This is a genomic window from Pararobbsia alpina, from assembly GCF_965118125.1.
Classification (GTDB): domain Bacteria; phylum Pseudomonadota; class Gammaproteobacteria; order Burkholderiales; family Burkholderiaceae; genus Pararobbsia; species Pararobbsia alpina_A.
On sequence record NZ_OZ221287.1, the window covers coordinates 238026 to 262323 of the forward strand.

Below are 24298 nucleotides of genomic sequence, written 5' to 3' on the forward strand. Positions count from 1 at the left end.
TCGACTCGCCGCCGGCCATCCATGTCCCCAATAACCAACCGAGCTTTCGCTCAGCTTTCGACTGTGTCGCGCAAATAAATCCGGGCGATTGTAAGTGATTCTTACAGGCAATTCAAGCCTTTACGCGCGCCAAAAACATGAGGAAACCCTTGCCAATGAAAGGCTTACGTAAACGCTATGAGGCTTCGCACGGACCTTGTCAAGACGGTTTTGATTCTCCTTGTCGATACGTGGAACGAGAGCGCAGCTTGCGCGCTTCCTGAACTCAAATCCATCGGGTCAACCACGCGCCAACCACGAGCGCGAAAACGAAGAACGGCACGGACACGACATGAAAGCGCCAGAATAAGCCCTTGACCGGCGCGAGCCTCATGGCGATCAGGTTGGCCAGCGATCCGATGCACCACCCGAAGCCGCCGACACTGACACCGTAGGCCAGAGCCTGCCATGTCTTTGTGAACGATTCGAGCATAATCGCCGCCGGCACATTGCTGATGACCTGCGAGGTTATCGCGGCGACGAAGAACGCATGCAGCGGCTCGCCGAGGTTCGCATGCGTGCATGCGTCATGCACGATCGGCAGGTTCGCCACTGAACGCAAGACGACGAACATCAGCGCAAAGACGAGCAGGAGCAGCCAGTCGATTTCGACAATCGCACGCCAGCGCGTCAGGCCGATCAGCACGAGCACGATCGCACACCCGATGGCGGCATGGTGAAGATCGGCGAGCACGACGAAGATGACGAACAGCGTCGCCGCACGGGCAAGCGCCGCGCGATCGACGGGCGCGCTTTGCGCGTCATCCGGTATGTCGAGCGCGCAGGACTTGAACAACATCGCAGTCAGCACGAGCAAGCCGGCCATCAGCGCGATCGTCAGCGGTGTGAGGGTCCAGACAAAGGCGCCGAACGACACCCCGCTCGCGTGCCACAGAAACAGGTTTTGCGGATTCCCCAGCGGCGTGAGGATGGATCCGGCGTTGACCGCCAGCGCGATGACCGAGACCAGCCGGCGCAGCGACATCTCGACAAGCTTCTGAATCGAGATGGCGACGGGAATGACCGCGAACAACGCGACATCGTTCGTCAACACCGTCGAAAGACCCGCTGCGAAAAGCACCAGAACGATCGCGAGTCCGCGTTCGCTGTGCACGCGGTGCAGCAAGCGATGCGCGGCCCAGTTCATCGCGCCCGTCTGCTCGATGGCCTTGGTCAGCACCAGCAGGCCGCCAAGCGTGAGCATCGTCTCGCGGTCGATCATGCCGGCTAACGCATGCCACGGCTGCGGATGAGCGGCTTGTAGCGCGATCAACGCGACAAGCAGCACGATCAATACGGCTTCGCGTTTGATAAACGCAATGACTGGGCGCATGAGTGGGCAAACAGAGACGCTGAGCGATGGACGGCAGGCGGATCCTCAGCAGCAAGTTCCTGGCCCGAATTAACGATACTCCACAGCATATGAAACCGTTGTGCGCACGGTCACACTTTAACCGTGCGCATCGCGGTTACGTATTACGCTGCAGCCTCGCCGCCACGCAATCGTCCCAGAATGCCTTCGAGCGAGTCGAGGTCGCCGAAGTCGATGGTGACCTGCCCGCGTCCGCGTCGGCCCATCTTGATCTTGACGGCGGCCGCCAGAAGATCGGAAAGCTCTTCCTCAAGACGTTGCACGTCACGATCGTTCGCGCCCGGCGCTTTCGCACGGCGTGCTGCATTCGGACCCGGCTTGAGCGCGTCGGCAACGAGCTTTTCGGCTTCGCGGACCGACATGCGCTTATTCACGACCTGGTTTGCAAGCGTGATTTGGGACGCCGCGTCGACCGACAGCAGCGCGCGCGCGTGACCCATATCGAGGTCGCCGGCGAGCAGCATGGTCTGCACGGGCGTCGCCAGATTGAGCAGACGCAACAGATTCGATACAGCGCTGCGCGAACGCCCCACCGCCTCGGCGGCTTGCTCATGGGTAAAGCTGAAATCGTCGAGCAGGCGCTGAATGCCCTGCGCTTCTTCGAGCGGATTCAGGTCTTCGCGCTGGATGTTCTCGATCAGCGCCATGGCGGCGGCGGCCTGGTCCGGCACGTCCTTGACGAGCACCGGCACCTCCGTGAGCCCCGCGAGACGCGCGGCGCGGAAGCGGCGTTCGCCCGCGATGATTTCGTATTGCTCGCCGCCGACGCCACGCACGAGAATCGGCTGCATCAGCCCCTGAGCGCGGATGCTCGCAGCGAGCTCCTGGAGTGCGCCCTCGTCCATGCGCGTGCGCGGTTGATACTTACCCGCCTGCAGACGCTGGAGCGGCAGCGTGGTCGGCACGCCTTCCTGGCGTACGGCTTCGGTGATATCCGTGCTCCCGCCCAGGAGGGCCTCAAGGCCGCGGCCGAGGCCCTTCTTTTTGACAGCTGCTGCATTCATGGCAATGTTCCGAGAATCTTTTTTACAAATAGCTTTCAGTTCGATCGCGCTATCCCGATCACAACGTGCGGATACGATCGATCATCTCGCTGCCGAACTGCAGATACGCTTGTGCGCCACGCGATGCCCGGTCGAAAACGATACCCGGCAGACCATAGCTCGGCGCCTCGGCCAGTCGCACATTGCGCGGGATTACTGCGTCGAACACCTTGTCGCCGAAGTGCTCCTTGAGCTGCTCCGAGACTTGCTGCTGCAACGTGACGCGCGGGTCGAACATCACGCGCAGCAAACCGATGACCTTGAGGTCGCGATTCAGATTGGCGTGCACCTGCTTGATCGTGTTGACGAGATCGGACAGACCCTCGAGCGCGAAGTATTCGCACTGCATCGGGATGATCACGCCGTTGGCCGAACACAAGCCATTGAGGGTCAGCAACGACAGCGCAGGCGGGCAATCGATCAGAACGAAATCGTAGGTTCCCGCCGCCGCATCGAGCGCCTGCTTGAGTCGCTTCTCGCGAGCTTCGAGCGTGACGAGTTCGACTTCGGCACCGGCGAGTTCGCGGTTCGCCGGCAATACGTCGTAGCCCGCGGCTTCCGCCTTGACGGCGGCATCCGCGATCGATGCGCCATCGACGAGCACTTCGTACACCGTCGTTTCGCATTGACTCTTGTCGATCCCGCTCCCCATCGTCGCGTTACCTTGCGGATCGAGATCGATCAACAAGACGCGCTGACCATGCGACGCCAGGCTCGCGGCAAGATTGACGCTTGTTGTGGTTTTGCCGACTCCGCCCTTCTGGTTCGCGACGCAAAAAATCTTCATTCAGCTCGTCCAGTTGCTCAGCTGTGGGATGGGATACGAATTTCGACCAGATGGCGTTCGGCATCGAGGGCCGGCACATTCAGGCGAATGATCTGCAGCACTTCAGCGTCGGCGGGCAGGCGTGCGATTTCCTCATCCGGCCGTACGCCCTTCATGGCCCAGATCCGGCCGCCGGGCGCCAGCACACCTCTCGACAGCTCGACGAAGTCGACGAGCTCGGCAAAGGCGCGAGACACGATGATATCGAACGGTCGCGGTACGTCGATACTGGGTTTCAACGATTCCACACGGCCGTTAACGACAAACAGATTCGGCAGGCCGAGCGAGCCCTTGACCTGGGTCTGAAACGCGCTCTTCTTCTGCACGATATCGTTGAGCGTGACGCGCCAGGCCGGATTCGCGACAGCGAGCACCGTGCCGGGAAGACCGCCGCCCGATCCGACGTCCAGTACGTCGAGTTCACGCGTCGAGGCACCGCCTGCACTCAACGCCGGCAGGATCGCGAGCGAATCGAGCACATGCTGAATCATCATCTGCCGCGGATCACGGATCGCGGTCAGGTTGTAGACCGCGTTCCATTTCCCGAGCAGCGCGACGTATTCGAGGAGCTTGCCGCGTTGCTCGCTCGTGAGGTCGAGCCCGAGTGTTGCCACGCCCTCATCCAGCAGATCACTGAGCGCGGCCGTATCTGCGGATGCGCGATGGTTTCGATGCGTCGTACCCGTCATTGCCGCGACCGTCCGTCGGTCGCGTTCTGGCTTGCACTGCTCGAGCCGCCATCATTGCTGGCCAACGCGCCACGCCGCGCGAGACCCTTCTTCAAGTGCACCATTAACAGTGAGATCGCGGCAGGCGTGATGCCTGAAATCCGGGACGCCTGTCCGATGGTTTCAGGCTTGAACTGATTGAGCTTCTGACGTGCTTCGAACGACAAGCCCCGGACTTCGGCGTAGTCGAGATCCGTCGGGAGGCGCGTGTTTTCGTGCGCCTCATTCCGCTCGATTTCCCCCGCCTGGCGATCGATATAGCCTTGGTACTTGATGCCGATTTCGATCTGCTCGCGGACTTGAGCTTCCATGACCGCATCAGGCACCAAGGGCTCCGGCGGTGCAAACTCGCCGTTGCGCAGGGACATCAATGCTTCGTAGCTGACGCCCGGGCGTTTCAGCAGGTCCGCAAGGTTATGCTCGTGATCGATCGCCTTACCAAGCAAAGCCTCGGAGTCCGCGGCGGGCAGCGTTTTCGGGTTGACCCACGTTGTACGGAGTCGCTTGGTTTCACGTGAAACAGCTTCGCGCTTCGCCTCGAAGGCGGCCCATCGCGTGTCGTCGACGCAGCCGAGTTCGCGTCCGACCTCAGTCAGGCGCATGTCGGCATTGTCTTCGCGCAGGCTCAAGCGATACTCAGCGCGGCTCGTGAACATGCGGTACGGCTCCGACACGCCACGTGTCACCAGGTCGTCCACGAGCACGCCGAGGTAGGCCTGGTCGCGGCGCGGCACCCACGCATCGCGCCCTTGCGTCTTCAGGGAGGCGTTCATGCCGGCCAGAAGGCCTTGCGCAGCCGCCTCTTCGTAGCCCGTCGTCCCGTTGATTTGGCCCGCGAAGAACAAACCTTCGATGACCTTTGTCTCGAGCGACGCCTTCAGTCCGCGCGGGTCGAAGTAGTCGTACTCGATCGCGTAACCGGGACGCAGGATATGCGCGTGTTCGAGGCCAACCATCGAGTGAACGAGGTCGAGCTGAACGTCGAACGGCAGGCTCGTCGAGATGCCATTCGGGTAGAACTCGTTCGTGGTCAGCCCTTCCGGTTCCAGATAGATCTGGTGCGATTCCTTGCTCGCGAAGCGATGAATCTTGTCTTCGATCGACGGGCAATAGCGCGGGCCGACGCCTTCGATCACGCCCGTGTACATCGGCGAACGATCGAGGCCGCCACGAATAATGTCGTGCGTGCGTTCGTTCGTGTGGGTGATCCAGCACGGCACTTGTTGCGGATGCTGGTCGGCGCGGCCGAGGAACGAGAAAACCGGCACCGGATCCAGGTCACCCGGTTGTTCCTCGAGCTTCGAGAAGTCGATCGTGCGGCCGTCGATGCGCGGCGGCGTGCCCGTCTTGAGTCGGCCCTGCGGGAGCTTGAGCTCCTTGAGGCGCGACGACAGCGTGACCGCAGCGGGGTCACCTGCCCGCCCGCCCGTGTAGTTATTCAGGCCGACGTGGATCTTCCCGTCGAGGAACGTACCCGCGGTCAGCACCACGGCACGCGCGCGAAAGCGCACGCCGACCTGCGTGACGGCACCGACAACACGATCACCTTCGACGATCAGATCGTCTACTGCCTGCTGGAAAAGCCACAGGTTGGGCTGATTCTCGAGTCGGCTGCGAATGGCCTTGCGATACAGCACACGGTCCGCCTGCGCACGTGTTGCCCGAACGGCCGGCCCCTTCGACGAGTTGAGAATGCGAAACTGAATGCCCGCCTCGTCCGTCGCTGCGGCCATCGCCCCGCCAAGGGCGTCGACTTCCTTGACCAGATGACCCTTGCCAATGCCGCCGATCGACGGATTGCAGCTCATCTGTCCGAGCGTTTCGATGCTGTGTGTCAGGAGCAGCGTCTTGCTGCCCATGCGCGCCGATGCGAGCGCGGCCTCGGTACCGGCGTGCCCGCCGCCGACGACGATAACGTCAAATTCTGTGGGATAAAGCATGATGGCTCCGCGCACATGCGCAGACCGACTGAAAAATGTAGGCGAATTATAACGGTTCGAGTGGACGCAGTCGCCGACCAGCGAAAGCATAGCTGTTCGGACGACGGCATGTTTCACGTGAAACATGTCGCCGGCTCGCGCGCGCTGCGCTGATTTATTGCTGCGGGCGTCTCAAATGAGGCCGGTGATCCCCAAATTCAATCGCCGGTGCGTCTCTGCAAGCTCGGTCCGTCGGCATCGCCACTGTGCAGAACCACAGAGGACGCCCGCCGTTCAACTGCCTGCCCACGGCCCATGTTTCACGTGAAACATAGATCCCGGAGGATTCGGGCAACCGATCGGGCGAGTCGGGTCGATCGGTCGACGGTGCTTCTACATTGTTCGGCGACAGCCCCGCCCGACATCTACGCCACGTTATATGCGGCGCCGCCTGGCTGCCAGATTACCCGGCGATCGGCTCGCACGTTGCCTATCAAACGCCCCGGCAAACCACAGCTGGAGGATCCGCGCGTGGCGTCCCGACGCGCGCATAGAAAACGTTCCACCAACTTGGAACGCCCCACGCTTAATACGCGCCAGCTTCAAAATGGCCCCACCGTCCACCGGCACGCCACCGCCCCACCGCTACTGTTTCACGTGAAACAACCCCGCACCAGCCACGCCTCGTTGCCCCATCGGCAGCCAGACCAATACCTCCACCGCCCCGCTCGAAAAACACCAACCCCACACCCATCCGTCGCCACCCGCCCGCAAAAAACAAAACGGGCGCGTGTGCCGAACTTCTTCAGCGCACGCGCCCGGGTCGTGTATCACTCGGTGTCTTCAGCCTTGGTCACTAGACGCGATCTTCAACTTCGGCGTTGCGACTCGGATTCACTGCTTACCAACTACACAAATCCTCGACCCGACAAACTCATTCCTTCAAGTTCCACTTCCCGCCATCGATCTCGACCATCACACGCGCTCGTGCGTCGAACCCGTTGTGGTCGTCCGCCGTCATGTTGATAACGCCTTGCGACACGGCAAGGTTCTTTTGGTTGGCCAGCGCGTCACGCAACGCCGAGCGAAACGCGTCGGTACCAGGTTGAGCCTTGGCAAGCGCTTCCGGAATTGCGTGCGCAAGCAACTGACCCGCGTCCCAGGCATGGCCGCCGAACGTCGACACGCTTCCGGCACCGTAGGCCTTCTCGTACGCCTGCTTGTACTCGAGTGCCGAATGCTTGACCGGATTCGAGTCCGGAAGCTGCTCAGCCACGAGCAGCGGACCTGCAGGCAACCACGTTCCGTCGCAGTCCTTTCCGCACACTCTCAGAAAGTCGTTATTGGCGACACCATGCGTCTGATAGAGCTTGCCGGTGAATCCACGCTCCTTGAGCGTACGTTCGGGAAGCGCTGCCGGCGTCCCCGATGCCCCGATCAACACCGCATCCGGATGCGCGCTCATCACCTTGAGCACCTGCCCCGTCACCGAGGTGTCCGCGCGCTGATAACGTTCCGACGCGACGATCTTGATCTGGTGCGCCGATGCCGCCGCCGTGAACTCCTTCAGCCAGTTCTCGCCGTAGGCGTCCGCGAACCCGATGTAGCCCACCGACTTCACGCCTTGCTTCTGCATCTGCGTCGCAATCGCGTCAGCCATCAGGCTATCGTTCTGCGGCGTCTTGAACGCCCACGCACGCTTCGCATCCATCGGCGCGATGATGGCCTGAGACGCGGCCATGGAAATCATCGGCGTGTGCGCATCTGCGGCCACATCCAGCATGGCCAGCGAATTCGGCGTCACCGTCGATCCCACGATCGCGTCGACGTGGTCTTCCGTAATCAGCTTGCGCGACGCCTGCACCGCTTTCGTCGAATCCTTCGCGTCGTCGAGCACGATGTACGTCACCGTTTTGCCACCGACCGTCTGCGGCAACAAAGCGATCGTGTTCTTCTCAGGAATCCCCAACGACGCCGCAGGTCCCGTCGCCGACACAACGACACCAATCTTCACCTGCGCATGTGCGATCGTTCCGGTCGTCGCCGCCACAGCGAGCGCAGCAATCCGGGTGACTTGCAACCATCCACGGCCACCCTCCAAAGAATGGCGATCCGACTTCAGCTCGCCGCGAACCGTCGCCGCGTTTGCACCCCGCGCGCGACCGCGAACGGAAAATGCATCGCCAACCCCAGAAGTCGGCAATGAGGACTGCCCAGAAATAAGTCGCATCAAATCGCGCAAAACCAGACCGACAAACGAACTCATATTCTTGTGTTCCGGATAAAAGAAATGCGGCATTTCAAGGTGAATGCCGGGAACTGAATCCTGCCTGAAATGCCGATAGCGTGCCGATGACGATTTCGTCGAGCCGGCAAAATGAAGGGAAAAGATTCGGAGAGGCTTCGATTTTCGCGGCAAATGACTGCGAGGAAATCGAGCTGGATGGCGAAAAAATCGACGATTGACCGAGAACGGCTGCGAGTGATTCGAGGGAAATGGAGAGGTCGAGTGCCCGCAATATAGGCAACCACGGCACTGTCGACCGACACGGATTCGAAGCAGAATCGAAGCGGAACCCAAGCAAAATCAACGCGACAAAGAACTTTCTTGTTGAAAATCAACCACTTAAATCGCGCAGAAAATAAAAAAGCGCTGTTGGATATCCAACAGCGCTTTTTCGCGGGCTTAATACCCTATTGTCTCCTCGTTCCCCACCTCAAATAAATGCGGTGCATCGAACTGGCTCGAAGATTAAACAAGCATGACACCCCCAGCAACCTAGCATTTACCCTAGGTGGTGCACCCGCCCTCCGCGCGCACCGCTTTGGAGCCTGATTGCGCCGAAAAGCAGAGAGCGAGTTTTAAAACGGCCCTCTGCGCGTCTCGCAGCCTCTACCTGAGTCTTTGCCTACGGACGCGCCTTCGAACCGCCCAACGCCGCTCCTGCGCGCGCGACGATCTCTCCGACGATGCCCCGCCTGAATGCCAGCACGCAGACGATAAAGATCAGCCCCGTCACCGTCGTGACCGACTCGCCCAGAGACTCGAACGCCTCGATATGCGTCAGCGAAGCCAGCGCCGTGCCGATATCGCCCAGGCGATCTTCAAGCGTGACAATCACCAGCGCACCCACGATGGGTCCGAACAAGGTGCCCATGCCGCCGACGAGCGTCATCAGCACGACGAGGCCCGACATCGTCCAGTACGCGTCACCCAGCGTCTCGAAGCCGAGCACGAGCGTCTTGAGCGCCCCCGCGAATCCCGCCAGCCCCGCCGACAAAACAAATGCGAGCCACTTAAACGTGTCGGCCTGATACCCGAGCGACACCGCACGAGGTTCGTTCTCCCGGATCGCAGTCAGCACCTGGCCGAACGGCGAATGCACGATCCGTACGATCAAGGCAAAAGCCAGCGCAACGACCACCAGCACCACGTAGTAGAGCGTCGTGTCCGACCCAAGATCGAGTGCGCCGAACAACCGGCCGCGCGGCACGCCTTGCAGCCCGTCCTCCCCGCCCGTGAACGAGGCCTGCAGAAAGATGAAGTAGACGAGTTGTGCGAGCGCCAGCGTGATCATGGCGAAGTAGATGCCCTGGCGCCGGATCGCGAAGAACCCCGTCACCGCGCCCAGCACGAGTGCTGCGAGCGTGCCGGCAATCACACCGAGCTCCGGCGTGAAGCCCCAGGTCTTGATGGCATAGCCGGTCGTGTATCCCGCGGTGGCCAGAAACGCCGCATGACCGAACGACAACAAACCCGTATAGCCGATCAGCAGATTGAATGCGCTCGCGAACAACGCAAAGCACAGCACCTTCATTGCGAACACCGGATACACACCGGCCAGCGGTGCCACGATCAGCGCCACGAGCAGCAAGGCGTATAGCGTCTTCTTGAGCATGACGTCCCCTATCGCTCCTTGCCAAACAGCCCGGCGGGCCGCACGAGCAGCACAAGCGCCATGATCACGAACACCACCGTCGCCGAACCCTGGGGATAAAACACCCGCGTGAGCCCTTCAACGAGCCCGAGCAGCAGGCCGGTCACGATGGCGCCGAAGATCGACCCCATGCCCCCGATCACGACCACTGCGAACACGGTGATGATCATCGGTTGCCCCATCAGCGGCGACACCTGGATCACCGGCGCTGCGAGCACGCCTGCGAACGCAGCGAGCGCCACGCCGAAACCGTAGGTCAACGTGACCATCAGCGGCACGTTGATGCCGAATGCTTCGACCAGCTTCGGGTTCTCCGTGCCCGCACGCAGGTACGCACCGAGGCGTGTCTTCTCGATCAGGAACCACGTCGCAAAACACACCGTGAGCGAGGCCACGACGACCCACGCGCGGTAGTTCGGCAACACCATGAATCCCAGATCGGTCGCACCGGCGAGCAATGCGGGGCCTTGATAAGGCTGGCCCGACGATCCGTAGATCGCGCGGAACACGCCCTCGACAACCAGCGTGAGCCCGAACGTGAGCAGCAGGCCATACAGGTGATCGAGCTGGTAGATCCAGCGCAGCAGCAAGCGCTCGAAAACCATTCCCGCGATACCGACGACGACCGGGGCGATCACCAGCATCGCCCAGTACGGCAGCCCCGCATACTCGAGCCCCATCCATGCACACATCGCGCCGAGCATGAACGTCGCTCCATGCGCAAAGTTGATGACATTCAGGAGACCGAATATCACGGCGAGCCCGAGGCTCAGGATCGCGTAGAACGATCCGTTGACGAGCCCGAGCAGCAGCTGACTTAACAAGGCGGGCAGCGGAATGCCGAAGATGTCCATGCGGAGTGGCGCCTCAGAACTCGCTTACTTCCACAACGCGCAGCGCGTTTCCGCCTTCGTGCCGAACGCCTGGTCGCCCGGAATCGTTTCGACCACGTTGTAGTAGTCCCACGGCTCTTTCGACTCGCTCGGCTTCTTGACCTGCATCAGGTACATGTTGTGGACCATCACGCCATCCTCACGCACATAGCCGCCCTGCGTATAGAAGTCGTTGATCTTCGTCTTGCGAATCTGCGCCATCACCTTGTCCGAATCGGTGCTGCCCACCGCCTTGACTGCATTCAGATAGGTCATGACCGCGGAGTAGTCGGCGGCCTGCACGCTCGTCGGTTCCTTGCGCGTCTTGTCGAAGAAGCGCGACGCGAACTTGCGCGTTGCGTCGTCCTTGTTCCAGTACCAGCTGTCGGTCACATACATGCCTTGCGTGGCTTCGAGACCGAGGCTGTGCACGTCGGAGATGAACATCAGCAGGCCGGCGAGCTGCATCGTCTTGTTGATGCCGAATTCCTTCGCGGCCTTGATCGAATTCACCGTGTCGCCACCGGCATTGGCCAGACCGAGAATCTGCGCCTTCGATGCCTGAGCCTGCAGCAGGAACGACGAGAAGTCCGATGCATTGAGTGGGTGCAGCACATCGCCGACTACCGTGCCGCCCGATGACTTCACGACCGCTGCCGTATTCTTCTCGAGCGATTTGCCGAAAGCGTAGTCGGCCGTCAGGAAGAACCACGACTTGCCCCCGCGCTTGACGACGGCCGTGCCGGTCCCGCGCGCGAGCGCCATCGTGTCGTAGGCGTAGTGAATCGTGTACGGCGTGCACTGCTCGTTGGTCAGCGTATCGGCGCCGGCACCCGTGTTGATGTAGACCTTCTTCTTTTCGCCGGCGACGGTATTCATCGACAGACCGGTGGCCGAGTTCGTGCCGCCGACGAGCATCGTCACGCCGTCGCGATCGAACCATTCGCGCGCCTTCGAGGCAGCGACGTCAGCCTTGTTCTGGTGATCGGCGGAGACGAAGTCGATCGGCTTGCCGAGGACTTTGCCACCGAAATCGGCGATGGCCATCTTGATCGCTTCGGCGCCGCCCTGCCCGTCGATATCGGCATACAGTCCCGACATGTCCGTGATCAGGCCGATCTTCACAGCGTCGTCCGCTGCATGGGCCGGCAAGGCAGTGATGACGCCAAGCGCTGCGATCGCGGCGGCTGCGGCAATACGCGTGCGTGAGGCAAAGGCAACTGGCTGGTACTTCGTCATGGCGGTGTCTCCCCCGATAAACAGTACTCTGAAGCAGTTCGCTGGAAATGGATCCCCGGGTCAGTCTCGATACATCAGTCTCGATACATCCATCCCGATACATCAGACCCCGAGCAATTCATTGAGCACCGGCATCTTCGATTCGAGTTCGCTTGCGGCGAAGTGCTCGACAATGCGCCCGTGCTCCATCACATAGAAACGGTCGGCGAGCGGCGCCGCAAACCGGAAATTCTGTTCGACCATCACGATCGTGAAACCGCGCGCCTTCAGCGTCACGATCATGCGTGCGAGCGCTTGCACGATGACCGGCGCAAGACCCTCGGAAATCTCGTCGAGCAACAACAGGTTCGCGCCGGTGCGCAGGATTCGCGCGACGGCAAGCATTTGCTGCTCGCCACCCGACAGGCGCGTGCCCTGACTCGCACGCCGCTCGCGCAAGTTCGGGAACATGGCGTAGATCTCATCGAGCGACATCGCGTTCTGCGCCGCATCGCCCTTCACGCGTACCGGCGGCAGTAACAGATTCTCTTCGCATGAGAGGCTCGAAAAGATGCCGCGCTCTTCGGGGCAATACCCCACACCGAGCGACGCAATGCGATACGTCGGCAAATCCATCGTCTCTTCACCGGCAATGCGGATCGATCCCTTGCGCCGGCCGGTGAGGCCCATGATCGCGCGCAGCGTCGTCGTGCGGCCCGCGCCGTTGCGGCCGAGCAGCGTGACGACCTCGCCGCGGCCCACCGTCAGATCCACACCATGAAGGATGTGCGACTCGCCGTACCACGCCTCGAGCCCGGCAAGCTCCAGCGCAGGCATCGAGTCAAGCGTGAGTTCGGGCAGCTCGGCCTGCGGAATCTGCGACATGGGTGCGCTCATGCGTGTGCTCCACGCAGTGCGGCGTCCGTGCTGCCCATATAGGCTTCGATCACCTGAGGGTTCGTCGACACCTCGTCATAAGAACCCTCGGCCAATACTTCGCCACGCTGAAGCACCGTGATGCGGTCCGAGATGCCCGCAATGACGTTCATATTGTGTTCGACCATCAGGATCGTGCGGCCCGCCGCAACCTTGCGGATCAATGCCGTGACACGATCGACGTCCTCGTGACCCATGCCTTGCGTCGGCTCGTCGAGCAACATGAGTTCCGGCTCCATGGCGAGCGTCGTCGCAATTTCGAGTGCGCGCTTGCGTCCATAGGGCAACTCGACGGCACGCCATTGGGCAAAGTCGGCCAGGCCGACCTCATCGAGCAATTCGATCGCACGCGCATCGAGCGAATCGAGCGAGCGCTCGCTGCGCCAGAAATGAAAGGCGGAACCGACGGCACGCTGAAGCCCCACGCGCACATTCTGCAGCACCGTCATATGCGGAAAGACCGCGGAAATCTGGAATGAGCGGATGATGCCGCGCCGTGCGATCTGCGACGGCCGCTCGCCCGTGATGTCGACGCCATTGAAGACAATCTGCCCGGCGGTCGGCACAAGAAACTTGGTCAGCAAGTTGAAGCAGGTGGTCTTGCCTGCGCCGTTCGGGCCGATCAACGCGTGAATGCTCCCGCGTCGCACTCGCAGGTTCACCTCGTTCACCGCAGTAAAACCACGGAACTCCTTGGTCAAGCCCCGTGTTTCCAGGATCGTGTCGTTGTGCGCCATGTGCCGTGCCGTGGAGACGCTGGGTTGGCCAACTTTTTAGTCCGTCGATTGTCGCCCACGCACGCGACCCGACTCATTGGGATTTGCACTTACTTAAATTGACGTAATGGGCTCGCCACGCACCACCTTCTCAGACGTCATTGCGCCTGCTTTGGCGCTCTCACCAATCAATCGGGCCGCGCGTTCGGCAATCATGACCGTTGGCGAGTTGGTATTGCCCGACGTAATGGTCGGCATGACCGATGCATCGACGACGCGCAGGCCGTCGACACCAATGACACGCAGATGACTGTCGACGACCGTGTCGGCTTCACCGATCCGACCCATCCTGCACGTGCCGACCGGATGGAAGATCGTGGTGCCGATCGCACCGGCTGCCTCCATCAGCTCGTCATCCGTCTGGAACGCCGCGCCGGGTTTGTATTCATCCGGGGCATACGGAGCGAGCGCCGCTCCCTCGGCAATACGGCGCGTCAGCCGAAGTGCATGCACGGCGACACGGCGGTCGTAATCCGTGCTCAGGTAGTTCGGCGCGATCCGCGGCGGCTGCAATGGGTCGGCAGAGGCAATGTGCACACTCCCGCGCGACGTTGGGCGGACATGACAGACCGACGCCGTGAACGCGTCGAATGCGTGCAGGGGCTCACCGAAGCGGTCGAGCGACAGGGGTTGAACGTGATACTCGAGATCCGCGCGTCCGCTCGGATCTTCACCTGAATGAGCAAACGCGCCGAGCTGTGACGGCGCCATGGCCATCGGCCCGCTGCGAAACAGCGCATAGCGCAAGCCGATTGCAAGCTTGCCCCACCACGTTGCGCTAAGCGTATTCAGCGTAGTTACATTGCGCACCTTGAAGCTCATGCGCAGCTGCAGATGGTCCTGAAGATTCTCCCCGACCCCGGGTAATGCCTGTACGACCCGTATGCCGAGCGCATTGAGGCGCTCGGGATCACCGATTCCCGACAGTTCGAGCAGTTGAGGTGAATTGATCGCGCCCGCCGCAAGCAACACTTCGCGACGCGCGCGAACGTGTCGAAGCTCGCCGCCGCCCAGAAACTCGACGCCGCAACAACGGGTCGGCACGCTGCCGCTTGCCGCGGTGCGGGCGGCATGCGAGTCGCCTGCGCCACCACCGCCAACCTCCGGATGGCCGGCCCCCGGAGCCCCTGACGCCGATGTGCCGGGCACCGGACGGCCGGCCCCCGGAGCGCCGGTCGCAGAATCGCCCGCCGCCGAATCAAGAGGCGCGAGCAACAGACGCGTCGTCTGCGCGCCTGTGATGATCGTGAGATTGGTACGTTTCGCTGCCGGGCGCAGAAAGCCCTTCGCCGCACTCCAGCGCAAGCCGCCCTTTTGATTGACTTCGAAGTAGCCGACACCGAAGTTGTCGCCGCGATTGAAATCGGGCGTAGGTGGAATGCCCACCTGTCCGGCGGCACTCGCAAACGCATCGAGAATCTTCCAGCGCAGGCGTTGACGCCGCACGCTCCATAGCCCGCCGGCGCCGTGCCATGCATTCGAGCCGCCGTGATGATCTTCGCTTTGCTTGAACAGAGGCAGTACCGACTCCCACGACCAGCCAGCGTCGCCCGTGGCGCGCGCCCAGCCGTCGTAGTCTTCCTTCTGGCCGCGCATATAGATCATGCCGTTGATCGACGACGAACCGCCGAGCACACGACCGCGTGGGTAACCGAGCGTACGCCCATGGAGACCCGGCTCCGCCTCGGTGTGATAGCGCCAATCCGTGCGCGGGTTGCCGATGCAGTAGAGATAGCCGACCGGAATATGTATCCAGTGGTAGTCGTCCTTGCCCCCTGCCTCTAGCAACAGCACGCTGACCGACGGATCCTCCGTGAGCCTGTTTGCCAGCACGCAGCCCGCCGTACCGGCACCTACGATGACATAGTCGAACTCGCCTTCATGCTGGGCCACTGCCGTCTCCTCTCAGGTCTCGGCGATCCGATGCGCCAGCGCGTGATCGCTCGATCTCCTCTTTTTTGCATTCTACGACTGCTTGAGTCGGATGACCGGGCACTTATGGAAACCCCGCAGTCGTGCTGTCACGCCGGATCGCCTCGCTGCGCATTACTGCGCGCACCTGCTGCCTGAGCGCTTTCTGCCTTGTGCAATGCCCGGCGTTGCAAACTGAATCGGCGATGCGGTCCCGATCACGGCCCGAGACCCGACATGCCCAGATTCCAGATAAGGGCACGCGCCCGACGCACTCGCTCCTCGGCCGCTTCGATATGCCGCATGCGCATCGTCTCCAGTGCCCTGTGACCGAATGCCTCGTCCAGAGCAACCGATAGCCACCTCTCGCTGTCCGCATCACCCCAGCCCGAGGTGATGCCCCGGGTCAAACGCCTGAGCGCGGATGTCAGCGCACGGGCGCGATGCCGGGACCGCTTTTCGTGGCATTCCGCTGCGTCAGGGAGCAAGTCATAGTGACCGAGCGCGGAGACCAGCAAAAGCTTGTGGGGCCGAGCATCCGTGAGCGCGAGCACCGAGTACGGATTGCTCGACCCGTTTGTCCCATAGCCTTTAAGCAGCGTCAGTTCGCGTCGCCACCTCGCGCGCTCGATGGCCACCCCGTACTCCCAGTGCGCGGATCGAAGAGCGGCATCGATGGTGCCGGCGAATTCGAATGCCGTGTGATCATCGAGCGATCTGACCGACAAGAAATGATGCATCAACGATGCGACACCCCGGATAACGCGTTGCGGACGCTTCGACGCGCCGCCCGGCGGGATGACGCTGACTTGCCCTGCGTGTCCAACAAGCAGACCCAACACGGACCCGGGTTCGATGAGGCCGGCGACACACGCTTTGCGTAAGGTCGCGAGATAGAGAGGTTCCAGCCGCGCAGCGTATTCGAGGTCGAGCGACATGTCCTGCGCGTTAGACGTTTCGATGACATGGTCACGCACTTTCTCGAGCGCCTGAAGCAGATAAGGCGAATGCAGAACCGACGCCACGGATTCTCTGGACACCGCTGCCCCGGAGGGAAACATGGCGAGCGCGCACTCTGCAATACACGCTGACACGTCGGACATGAGCCAACCCGCTGTCACCCGGCTCTCGGGGTATGGCCCGGAAAAAATATCGAGCCAACCGGCGATCGATTCGGCGAGCATCTCCGTCCCTGCCCCCGCCTCCATCCCTGCCCTGCAAACTTGGGTAGCCACGGTAGACGCGAGTGCCGTCGCGGCCAGCGAAGTGTCCTGCCCGGGGAAGAAACCGGGGCGAGTATCGAGGCTGGCATCAAGGCGGGTGTCGGCGTCCGGGGGGTTGGGGTCGAACGCCGGATTCACCGCGAAACACGCCTCAGTCAACGCCCGTGAATCATGCGCATGCGCCAGCTCGTCCGGCGGATGGATGCCCGATGCCGCCGACGCCGACTGGCGTTCCGAGTCACTCAGACGCACGTGAGACGACGCGCCTCTGAGCGGGGCTCCAAACGCACTGCGGAAGGCATTCAGCATGATTCACTCTTGAGTCGACATGAGGTAGCACTCACTGTCCCGTCTTTGCGCCCGGCCTACTTTTCCGATTCGCTCAATGCCATCCTCTCCACGGCACGGGCGGTCGGATGCTCACGCGACACGTGTGTCAGCCGATGAACGCCCGCAGTGCGCAGGGTCCACGGCTACAACGTTGCAGCGCGATGCGCCGGAGCTGCTTCCTTCAGCCGCTCAGCTTCGTCTGACGACGACGGGGCAAATCGTGTAACGTGCTTGCTCGCACGGATCCGTCACAATCGTTTCGGTACACTGCTCTTTCGACGACTGGAGAACTCCATGGCCCGCAATATCGAGATCAAGGCACACGCACGCGACGACGAAGGTTTGCGCAAACGCGCGGCCGCCCTCGCCGATCAGGCCCCGATGCATTTTCGTCAGGAAGACACGTTCTTCGACGTGCCGTCGGGTCGTATGAAGCTTCGCCGCTTCGACGACGGCCAGCGCGCGGAACTCATCTTTTATCAACGTGACGACCGCGACGGTCCGAAGGTGTCGTACTACCAGAAGAGCCCGGTCAGCGATGCTGACGCGATGCTGGCGCTGCTGTCAGCGGCGCTGAAGGTTCGTACCATCGTGCAGAAGGAACGCACGGTGTACCTCGTGGGCCGCACGCGGATCCACCTCGACCACGTCGACAACCTCGGCGCGTTCCTCGAACTCGAAGTCGTGCTCGCGCAGGACGAAAGCGAGCAGTCGGGATACGAGGAAGCGCAAGCAATGTTCGAGAAGCTCGGCGTCTCCGAGCGCGACCTCGTACCGATGTCGTACGCCGACTTGCTCGACCCGCACTATGACGGCGGCGCGAAGGTCAACGGCAACGGCAAGGCCGAAGCCGTCGAAGCGGCTTGGCCGCCGGCGCGATAGCGATGAAGTCCGAGGAGCTGCCAGGCAGCTCCTCAGTCAGGCTCGCCTACTCGCAAACGCCGCGTAGACAGTGCCCACGCCGACGTTCTGCCTGATCGGCGTTCCCCCGAACTAATCATTGAAGTCGCTTTCTGCCTCGCTATCCGAATCGACGCTGCTCTGCGGCGCCATCGCTTTGGCCCTTGTCGTAAGCGCAGTGGTCAACGGATTAATGGAAAGGCCATTCTGGTTTGATCCGAGCGAGTTCAACCTGGCGATCAAGGCTGGATCGGTGTATTTCTGTTGCTGATCCGATCTGGTTGCCCGGATCTGGGCCAAAAGGTCTGAACGTGCGCGGGAAGGCGGTGAAGATCCGGTGGGTGCGTCCGCCCCCCCGGATACCTTCGGGTTCGTGCGACTCGTACCCGGTGGCGGTGGCGGCGCAGGCGGCACGTTTCGAACAGGCATCAACGCCTTTTTCGGCCTGGCTTCTTCAAGATCGGTATCGCTCTTGATCTCTCTGATGCCTGGCTGTGCACGCGCATCACCCTTCACCTCAACCGTTGTCCGCGTCAATCCTGCCTCGCCGAACGAGACTCGCTGGCCCGTTTCGTCGGAACTTGCCCGGCGCATCGGCACACTTCCCGCATCACCCTCAGGCCGACTTTGACGGTTGAATTCGTCGTCTTCGTCATTGTTGAGGCGCCGGTCTCCCGAATCGGAATGACGCCGTTCGTTCAATGCGGGCGCGCACTTCGACTCCGGCGGTGTCGAAGGAGCCGTCGATGCCTGGCTTTGCCGCGCCGGCCTGATTTCCGCCCGGTAGTACGAGGCCCGTGACCCGGCCGAACTCGAAGATCGACTCAGACTGTTTTCCTCAAACGCTTCAGCACCTGACACATCCTCCGATTCCGATGCGCTGCTGCTCGACTCATCCAGATTCGCAGAAACGATGCCCCATTTGTTTTCTTCGAGGCGCCGCAACAGATGCGAGAAGACTGCGTAATTTTGATCGACCCGGTCATTCATATGCTTCGTCGAGGCGAAGGCTTCCGCCACGAGCCTGCGAGACGAGTCTGTCAGCAGACCGGTACGATGAAAGACATCGAGCAAGGCTTTGCCCGCATTGGAGTTAGTGCGGTAATCGAGGCGCTTAACGTAGTCGAGCAGTGCCCGATACGCGTTCATGTCTTGAGTCCGACCATGACCAGTTTGCAGCAAGAGCGACTTCACGCGTTCTGCTGCTCGTTGTCTGGCCATCGCATCGCCTTTCGAATGCAACGCGGCGTACAAGGCTCGCCCGAAACGCCGGATCGTCCTGTCCGACGGACTGCTACCGTTGACGATCCACGAGAACAGGCTCGTGCTTCCCTTTGGAGATCCGGGATTTGCAGGCCCCAGAAGCAAATCCAGCGATTGCTGTGAATAGGCGATATGGCGTCGCTCAGCTGTATTCAGGATCGATAGAAAGCGGTTGACCAGCGCTTCGGCATCCCCCTCTTGATACCCCATCAGCGCCTGAACAAAATGATGAGAACTCAAAAGAGAAACGAACGACTGGGGGACTTCTCGTATGGTGCACGAACGAATCTTGCCGCGCATTTCATCGAGAAGGTCGAGTGTTTCCAGGGTCTCTTTGTCGCGCCGCTCCTGATTCCAGGTTTGTGCGTAGCTGAACTTCCGTGCTTGCGCGTCGAGTCGCATTCTAAGAGCGTCCTCCGAATTCGCGTGTTCGTACGTCCGCCGTGTCAGGAGCGAGCCGACGTTGAACAAAAAGCGCTGGAAGGACGACTCCACGCGAACCGCAGTCATGCGCTGGAGGAAAGTAGAGCGGGTATTTGAACGACTGCCTGACTGCACAACTCCGTCGCGCGATGGATTGGCTTTGATACCCCCTGACCCATACCCCGACGAATTCCTCCGGCTTGAGCCTGGATACACGACCGAACCTTCCATGCGAAAACCCCTTTCAGAATGCGATGTTTGCATTCCTCAGTTTTCACCGGATGGCGTTAAATTATTTGCCTAAGCTGCGCATCGAATATCGCGAATCACGCCGTGCGGACGAGGTGCGAAGAACGCCGGGCAAGTCAGGCATTGAGCGGCACTTAACGGGAACCGCGTCGCCGCTAACCTCGCGGCGGAATTGACCGTGCCCCGTCGGCCAGATGCCCGAGCGGCAGCGGCCCCGAACGCTTGAACGTGGTCAGCACGATATTCGACCGCACGCTATCGACACCCGGTACGCGCATCAGCTTTTTCATAACGAACGCAGACAAGGCATTGAGATCCGGCGCGACAATGCGAAGCAGATAGTCCGCATCGCCGACGACCGCGTGGCATTCGAGTACTTCGGGAAGCAGATCGATCTGCTCCTGAAACTGTTCGATGATCGAATCGCCGTGATGCTTGAGACGCAGACTCGTGAAAGCAGTCACGCTAAGCCCGAGCGTTTCGGGCCGGAGTACGACGCGATATCCGTCGATCACACCGATCGATTCGAGCCGCTGAAGACGACGGCCGATCTGGGAAGCGGAAAGCGGCACCTGCTCACCCAGCTGTTGATGGGTTGCACGGCCGTATCGTTGAAGAACCTCCAGCAGCGCGAGGTCGAAATGATCGAGCTCAACCATGTGTCTGCTCCGCATTGTTCGTCGTTTTGATGCGGCAGTATCGCATAGTGCGCTTCTGGCACAATCGACTCGTGCCGATGACGACTCGATCACGCACGTTTTCGACGGCAGGGTTTATCCAGGCCGAACCGATGCTCATGGTTGAAATCAAACCCCAACACGGAGGACGCAAGCCATGGTCACGAAGCTCACCGCGGAAGAACGCAAATCCAAGCTCCCCGCCTTGCCCGGCTGGGAGCCCTCAGTAGGTCGCGACGCACTGCACAAGTCATTCAAGTTCGACGACTTCAACGCGGCCTTTGGATTCATGACACGCGTGGCAATCAAAGCCCAGGAAATGAATCACCATCCCGAGTGGTTCAACGTCTATAACAAAGTCGAAATCACGCTCTCCACCCATGAAGCCGGTGGCCTGACGCAGCGCGATATCGAGCTGGCCCAATTCATTGAAAAAGTCGTGTCTGCGGGTTAACCGGGTGTATTCCGATGCCCGGTTCAGCTTGCATCGCCCGCTTCCGGGGTAGACGATAACGTCGTAAACGCTTGCCACGCGTCGATCGCTGCCTTGTCAAGTTCCGTAAGGTCAATGAAGTTTCGGCGCTGTACAATCATTTGCGCATAAGGTTTGCTTAGCGCGCTGGCTTCGAAACCCAACGACATTTCATCGCCCTGCGAAGGCGAGCGGTTTCGCCAGAAATTGATTGCGGCTTCGAGTTCGGTAATGGAGATGTCGGGCATGCGACTCCGATGTCGATAGTGCCGCCCGTGGCCGGCGAGTGCGGCGAAGATAATGATCAGTAACACGCCGCGCCAACGCTGTCCGGCAAAATCCGGTCTAATCGCTCGCGACAAACGTTGCGATCGCCAGCCGGCGAGACGGGCTCCCGGGTGACCCCCGAAATTGTACTTGAGTGAATGACATGCGACTCCTGCTGATTGAAGACGACCGCCCGATCGCACGGGGCATCCAGAGCAGCCTCGAACAGGCTGGTTTCACCGTCGATATGGTTCACGACGGCATCTTCGCCGAACAGGCGTTGACGCAAAACCGCCATGAACTGGTGATCCTCGATCTGGGCTTGCCCGGCATCGACGGCATGACGCTGCTCACGCGCTTCCGCCAGGGCAATCGCCACACGCCGGTTATCGTGCTGACGGCTCGCGACGAACTCCACGATCGCGTTCAAGGCCTGAACGTCGGCGCCGACGACTACATGATCAAGCCGTTCGAACCGGCTGAACTCGAAGCGCGCATCCGCGCTGTCATGCGCCGCAGCGGTCCGCACAACGACGTTCCGCGTCCGGAAGTCACGCTCGGTGGCCTGCGCCTGTCGGGTGTCGATCGCCGGATCTTCAACGGCGAAAAAGCGCTCGAACTCTCGCCGCGCGAATTCGCGGTGCTTGAACTGCTCTTGCTGCGTCACGGCCGTGTGGTCAGCAAGGCTCAGCTCCAGGATCACCTCACGCACTTCGGCGGCGATCTCGGCGACACCGCGATCGAAGTTTATGTGCACCGGGTGCGCCGCAAGCTCGAAAACTGTCGCGTGGAAATCGTGACGGTTCGCGGCTTTGGCTACCTGCTCCAGGAAATCCGACCCGCTTCGTAACCCAGGAACTGCATGCCGTTTCGCAGCGGACCGGCACCGAGTCTGCGCCGGTCGCTGCTGCGCCGGCTTGCGGCACCCTTCTCGCTGCTCGCGATCGCGAGCGGCCTGATCGCGTTCGGCCTCGCGCTGCAATACACCGAACGCGTCGTCGACCGGTCGCTCTCTGATCTCGCGACCGCCATCGCCCAGGAAGTTCATGTCTCGGCAGATCGAGCGGACGAAACCGTCCCTTCGCTCGCCGAAGCCATGTTCTCCGACCCGGTCGAGCAGCTCGTCTATCGCGTGACCGACGGCCAGATCGAACTCGCGGGCGACCCGGATCTCCCTCTTGAAGGTACCGACGTGCGTCGCATGGACCGTGCGACCTTGTTCGACGCGACCTTCGAAGGGAATAGTGTGCGCGTCGCGCAGGTCCTCGCGCCGCGCGTCAACGGCAGACCGCTGATCATCGAGGTCGGCCAGCGCTTCGGGCGCCGCTATCGCCTAGCCGGCGAATTTCTGTCGGCCATCATGCTGCCGCTGATCATTCTGCTGCTTGTCGGTTCGATCATCGTGTGGCGCGTCGTCAATCAGCAACTCGGCCCGCTCGGCGCACTCGCCGACTCGCTGAACAGACAGACGCACACCTCGCTCGAGCCCGTCGACGAAACCTATGTGCCCATCGAGATCCGCCCGCTGACCAGTGCAGTCAACGGCTTGCTCGATCGCCTGAACCTCGCGCTCGATGCGCAACGCAAGTTCATCGCCGATGCGGCCCATCAACTGCGCACGCCGATGACGGCCATCAAGCTGCACGCCGAACAAGCCGTCAATGCGCGCGACGATATCGCACAACGCGCGGCGGTCAATGAACTACGCGCGTCGGCCGACCGCGCGGTGCGTCTTTCGAATCAGTTGTTGTCGCTTGCGCGCGCCGAACCCGGGGAGCAAACCAAACGGTTCGTGCACGTGGACCTTGGCGAGATCGCATTCGAAACGGGTGCCGAATGGGTGCCCCGCGCGATCGCGCGCCATATCGATCTCGGTTTTGCGGGTGACAACGAGCCCGAAGCACCGCAGGAACGCGAGCGGTTGATCGTCAACGGCAATCCCGTCCTGCTCAGTGAAGTGCTCGCGAACCTGATCGACAACGCCATCAAATACGTGCCGCCGCATCGCATGAACGACGGGCGCATCACCATTGCGGTGTCGCGCTTTGGCTCAGCGGCCGATATCCCGCTCGCCGAGCTGGCCGTGGAAGACAATGGTCCGGGCGTGCCGCCGCATATGCGCGCCGATCTGTTCAAGCGCTTCTTCCGCGGCGACGGGCACGGTGAATCGGAAGGCGGTGCGGGGCTGGGTCTGGCGATCGTGCGCGATATCGTCGTACTGCACGGCGGCACGATCCACTATGAAAATGCGACCGGCGGCGGTTCGCGTTTCGTGATCCGCCTGCCGCTCGTTTAAGGCTTCAATCAGCGCTTGGGCGCCAGCATCGTATGCCGGCAGTCCGGCGCGCCGCACCGGCATTCGTACTCACGCTGCAATTTCTTCGTGTAGCGCTCGTTGACGACGAGACCGTAGTCGTAAAACAACTCCTCGCCCTTCTTGATCGCGCGCAGCGCGTGAATGAACACGCGGCCTTCGATTTCCTCGGCCTCACAATTCGGCGCACAGGAATGGTTGATCCAGCGGGCACTGTTGCCATGGATCTTGCCGTCGATGACGTCGCCGCTATCCAGCGCGAAATAGAACGTGTGGTGCGGGTCGTCCGGATCGTGCGGATGGCGGCGCAGAGCCTCCTTCCACGAAATCACTTCGCCCTTGTATTCGAGCAAACGCTCACCGGCTGCGATGCGCGACGCGGCAAACACGCCCTTGCCATGCACACCTGAGCGACGCACGACAATTCTGCGTGAAGTCATCGACGATTCCTTTTGAACGACGCGTGAATAAAAAGCGTGGGCGCCACCGACGCGCACGCAGCGGCATCCTACCGTTGCCACTGCACACTTTCAATCTGCGTTGCGAATGTGCATCGATCGACGCCGATGCATCGCACACAGCCGTGCGTTCAGTCTAGTCGG

At 61.4% G+C, this 24298-nt stretch carries 20 protein-coding genes and 2 pseudogenes; 4 read left to right on the plus strand and 18 right to left on the minus strand.

Going from position 1 to position 24298, the window contains the following annotated elements; all coding sequences use genetic code 11:
• Window positions 1-265: 265 nt before the first annotated feature.
• The 14 genes and pseudogenes from ACMFWR_RS00980 to ACMFWR_RS01045 all read right to left on the minus strand — a co-directional run bounded on the left by ACMFWR_RS00980 (window position 266) and on the right by ACMFWR_RS01045 (window position 17110).
• Window positions 266-1372: an SLC13 family permease gene (locus tag ACMFWR_RS00980; protein ID WP_413193202.1), complete on the minus strand. Its 1107-nt coding sequence runs from the start codon at window positions 1370-1372 to the stop codon at window positions 266-268.
• 143 nt (window positions 1373-1515) lie between these two features.
• Complete coding sequence (locus tag ACMFWR_RS00985; RefSeq protein ID WP_413193203.1) at window positions 1516-2415, minus strand: ParB/RepB/Spo0J family partition protein; 900 nt, start codon at window positions 2413-2415, stop codon at window positions 1516-1518.
• Window positions 2416-2473: 58 nt separating this feature from the next.
• Window positions 2474-3241 carry a ParA family protein gene (locus ACMFWR_RS00990; protein ID WP_413193204.1) on the minus strand — a complete coding sequence of 256 codons (768 nt, stop codon included), beginning with the start codon at window positions 3239-3241 and terminating at the stop codon, window positions 2474-2476.
• Window positions 3242-3258: 17 nt separating this feature from the next.
• On the minus strand, window positions 3259-3969 hold the full coding sequence (gene rsmG, locus ACMFWR_RS00995) for a 16S rRNA (guanine(527)-N(7))-methyltransferase RsmG (protein ID WP_413193205.1): 711 nt from the start codon (window positions 3967-3969) through the stop codon (window positions 3259-3261).
• Window positions 3966-5948 carry a tRNA uridine-5-carboxymethylaminomethyl(34) synthesis enzyme MnmG gene (gene mnmG, locus ACMFWR_RS01000; protein ID WP_413193206.1) on the minus strand — a complete coding sequence of 661 codons (1983 nt, stop codon included), beginning with the start codon at window positions 5946-5948 and terminating at the stop codon, window positions 3966-3968. Before mnmG ends, rsmG begins: the two co-directional genes overlap by 4 nt.
• Window positions 5949-6861: 913 nt before the next feature.
• The gene (locus tag ACMFWR_RS01005; protein ID WP_413193207.1) at window positions 6862-8007 is read right to left on the minus strand and encodes an ABC transporter substrate-binding protein; all 1146 of its coding nucleotides are present in this window, start codon (window positions 8005-8007) and stop codon (window positions 6862-6864) included.
• A gap of 829 nt (window positions 8008-8836) precedes the next feature.
• The gene (locus ACMFWR_RS01010; protein ID WP_413193208.1) at window positions 8837-9826 is read right to left on the minus strand and encodes a branched-chain amino acid ABC transporter permease; all 990 of its coding nucleotides are present in this window, start codon (window positions 9824-9826) and stop codon (window positions 8837-8839) included.
• An 8-nt stretch (window positions 9827-9834) separates the two neighbouring features.
• Complete coding sequence (locus tag ACMFWR_RS01015; protein ID WP_413193209.1) at window positions 9835-10719, minus strand: branched-chain amino acid ABC transporter permease; 885 nt, start codon at window positions 10717-10719, stop codon at window positions 9835-9837.
• A gap of 24 nt (window positions 10720-10743) precedes the next feature.
• On the minus strand, window positions 10744-11976 hold the full coding sequence (locus ACMFWR_RS01020; RefSeq protein WP_413193210.1) for an ABC transporter substrate-binding protein: 1233 nt from the start codon (window positions 11974-11976) through the stop codon (window positions 10744-10746).
• A 102-nt stretch (window positions 11977-12078) separates the two neighbouring features.
• Window positions 12079-12840 carry an ABC transporter ATP-binding protein gene (locus ACMFWR_RS01025; RefSeq protein ID WP_413194720.1) on the minus strand — a complete coding sequence of 254 codons (762 nt, stop codon included), beginning with the start codon at window positions 12838-12840 and terminating at the stop codon, window positions 12079-12081.
• 8 nt (window positions 12841-12848) lie between these two features.
• The gene (locus ACMFWR_RS01030; protein WP_413193211.1) at window positions 12849-13628 is read right to left on the minus strand and encodes an ABC transporter ATP-binding protein; all 780 of its coding nucleotides are present in this window, start codon (window positions 13626-13628) and stop codon (window positions 12849-12851) included.
• 93 nt (window positions 13629-13721) lie between these two features.
• A pseudogene (locus tag ACMFWR_RS01035) lies at window positions 13722-14708 on the minus strand (GMC family oxidoreductase); the annotation flags it as partial.
• 165 nt (window positions 14709-14873) lie between these two features.
• Window positions 14874-15560, minus strand: a pseudogene (locus ACMFWR_RS01040) (GMC family oxidoreductase); the annotation flags it as partial.
• 236 nt (window positions 15561-15796) lie between these two features.
• On the minus strand, window positions 15797-17110 hold the full coding sequence (locus tag ACMFWR_RS01045) for a hypothetical protein (protein WP_413193212.1): 1314 nt from the start codon (window positions 17108-17110) through the stop codon (window positions 15797-15799).
• 315 nt (window positions 17111-17425) lie between these two features.
• Between ACMFWR_RS01045 and ACMFWR_RS01050 the strand changes: the two genes are divergently transcribed.
• On the plus strand, window positions 17426-18013 hold the full coding sequence (locus ACMFWR_RS01050; RefSeq protein WP_413193213.1) for a class IV adenylate cyclase: 588 nt from the start codon (window positions 17426-17428) through the stop codon (window positions 18011-18013).
• Window positions 18014-18124: 111 nt separating this feature from the next.
• Here the strand turns inward: ACMFWR_RS01050 and ACMFWR_RS01055 are convergent, their stop codons facing one another.
• Both ACMFWR_RS01055 and ACMFWR_RS01060 read right to left on the minus strand, forming a co-directional pair.
• The gene (locus tag ACMFWR_RS01055; protein ID WP_413193214.1) at window positions 18125-19696 is read right to left on the minus strand and encodes a hypothetical protein; all 1572 of its coding nucleotides are present in this window, start codon (window positions 19694-19696) and stop codon (window positions 18125-18127) included.
• A 425-nt stretch (window positions 19697-20121) separates the two neighbouring features.
• Window positions 20122-20625, minus strand: a complete 504-nt coding sequence (locus ACMFWR_RS01060) for an Lrp/AsnC family transcriptional regulator (RefSeq protein WP_413193215.1) — start codon at window positions 20623-20625, stop codon at window positions 20122-20124.
• A 175-nt stretch (window positions 20626-20800) separates the two neighbouring features.
• Between ACMFWR_RS01060 and ACMFWR_RS01065 the strand changes: the two genes are divergently transcribed.
• Entirely contained in the window at window positions 20801-21097 is a 297-nt protein-coding gene (locus ACMFWR_RS01065; protein ID WP_413193216.1) for a 4a-hydroxytetrahydrobiopterin dehydratase, read from the plus strand.
• 23 nt (window positions 21098-21120) lie between these two features.
• On the opposite strand, the gene ACMFWR_RS01070 is transcribed toward ACMFWR_RS01065, so the two are convergent.
• Complete coding sequence (locus tag ACMFWR_RS01070; RefSeq protein ID WP_413193217.1) at window positions 21121-21363, minus strand: DUF3717 domain-containing protein; 243 nt, start codon at window positions 21361-21363, stop codon at window positions 21121-21123.
• A 182-nt stretch (window positions 21364-21545) separates the two neighbouring features.
• On the opposite strand from ACMFWR_RS01070, the gene ACMFWR_RS01075 reads away from it, so the two are divergent.
• Entirely contained in the window at window positions 21546-22232 is a 687-nt protein-coding gene (locus ACMFWR_RS01075; RefSeq protein WP_121082134.1) for a response regulator transcription factor, read from the plus strand.
• Window positions 22233-22244: 12 nt separating this feature from the next.
• Window positions 22245-23678: a sensor histidine kinase gene (locus ACMFWR_RS01080; RefSeq protein WP_413193218.1), complete on the plus strand. Its 1434-nt coding sequence runs from the start codon at window positions 22245-22247 to the stop codon at window positions 23676-23678.
• An 8-nt stretch (window positions 23679-23686) separates the two neighbouring features.
• On the opposite strand, the gene ACMFWR_RS01085 is transcribed toward ACMFWR_RS01080, so the two are convergent.
• Window positions 23687-24136 carry an SET domain-containing protein gene (locus ACMFWR_RS01085; RefSeq protein WP_413193219.1) on the minus strand — a complete coding sequence of 150 codons (450 nt, stop codon included), beginning with the start codon at window positions 24134-24136 and terminating at the stop codon, window positions 23687-23689.
• Between the last annotated feature and the right edge of the window lie 162 nt (window positions 24137-24298).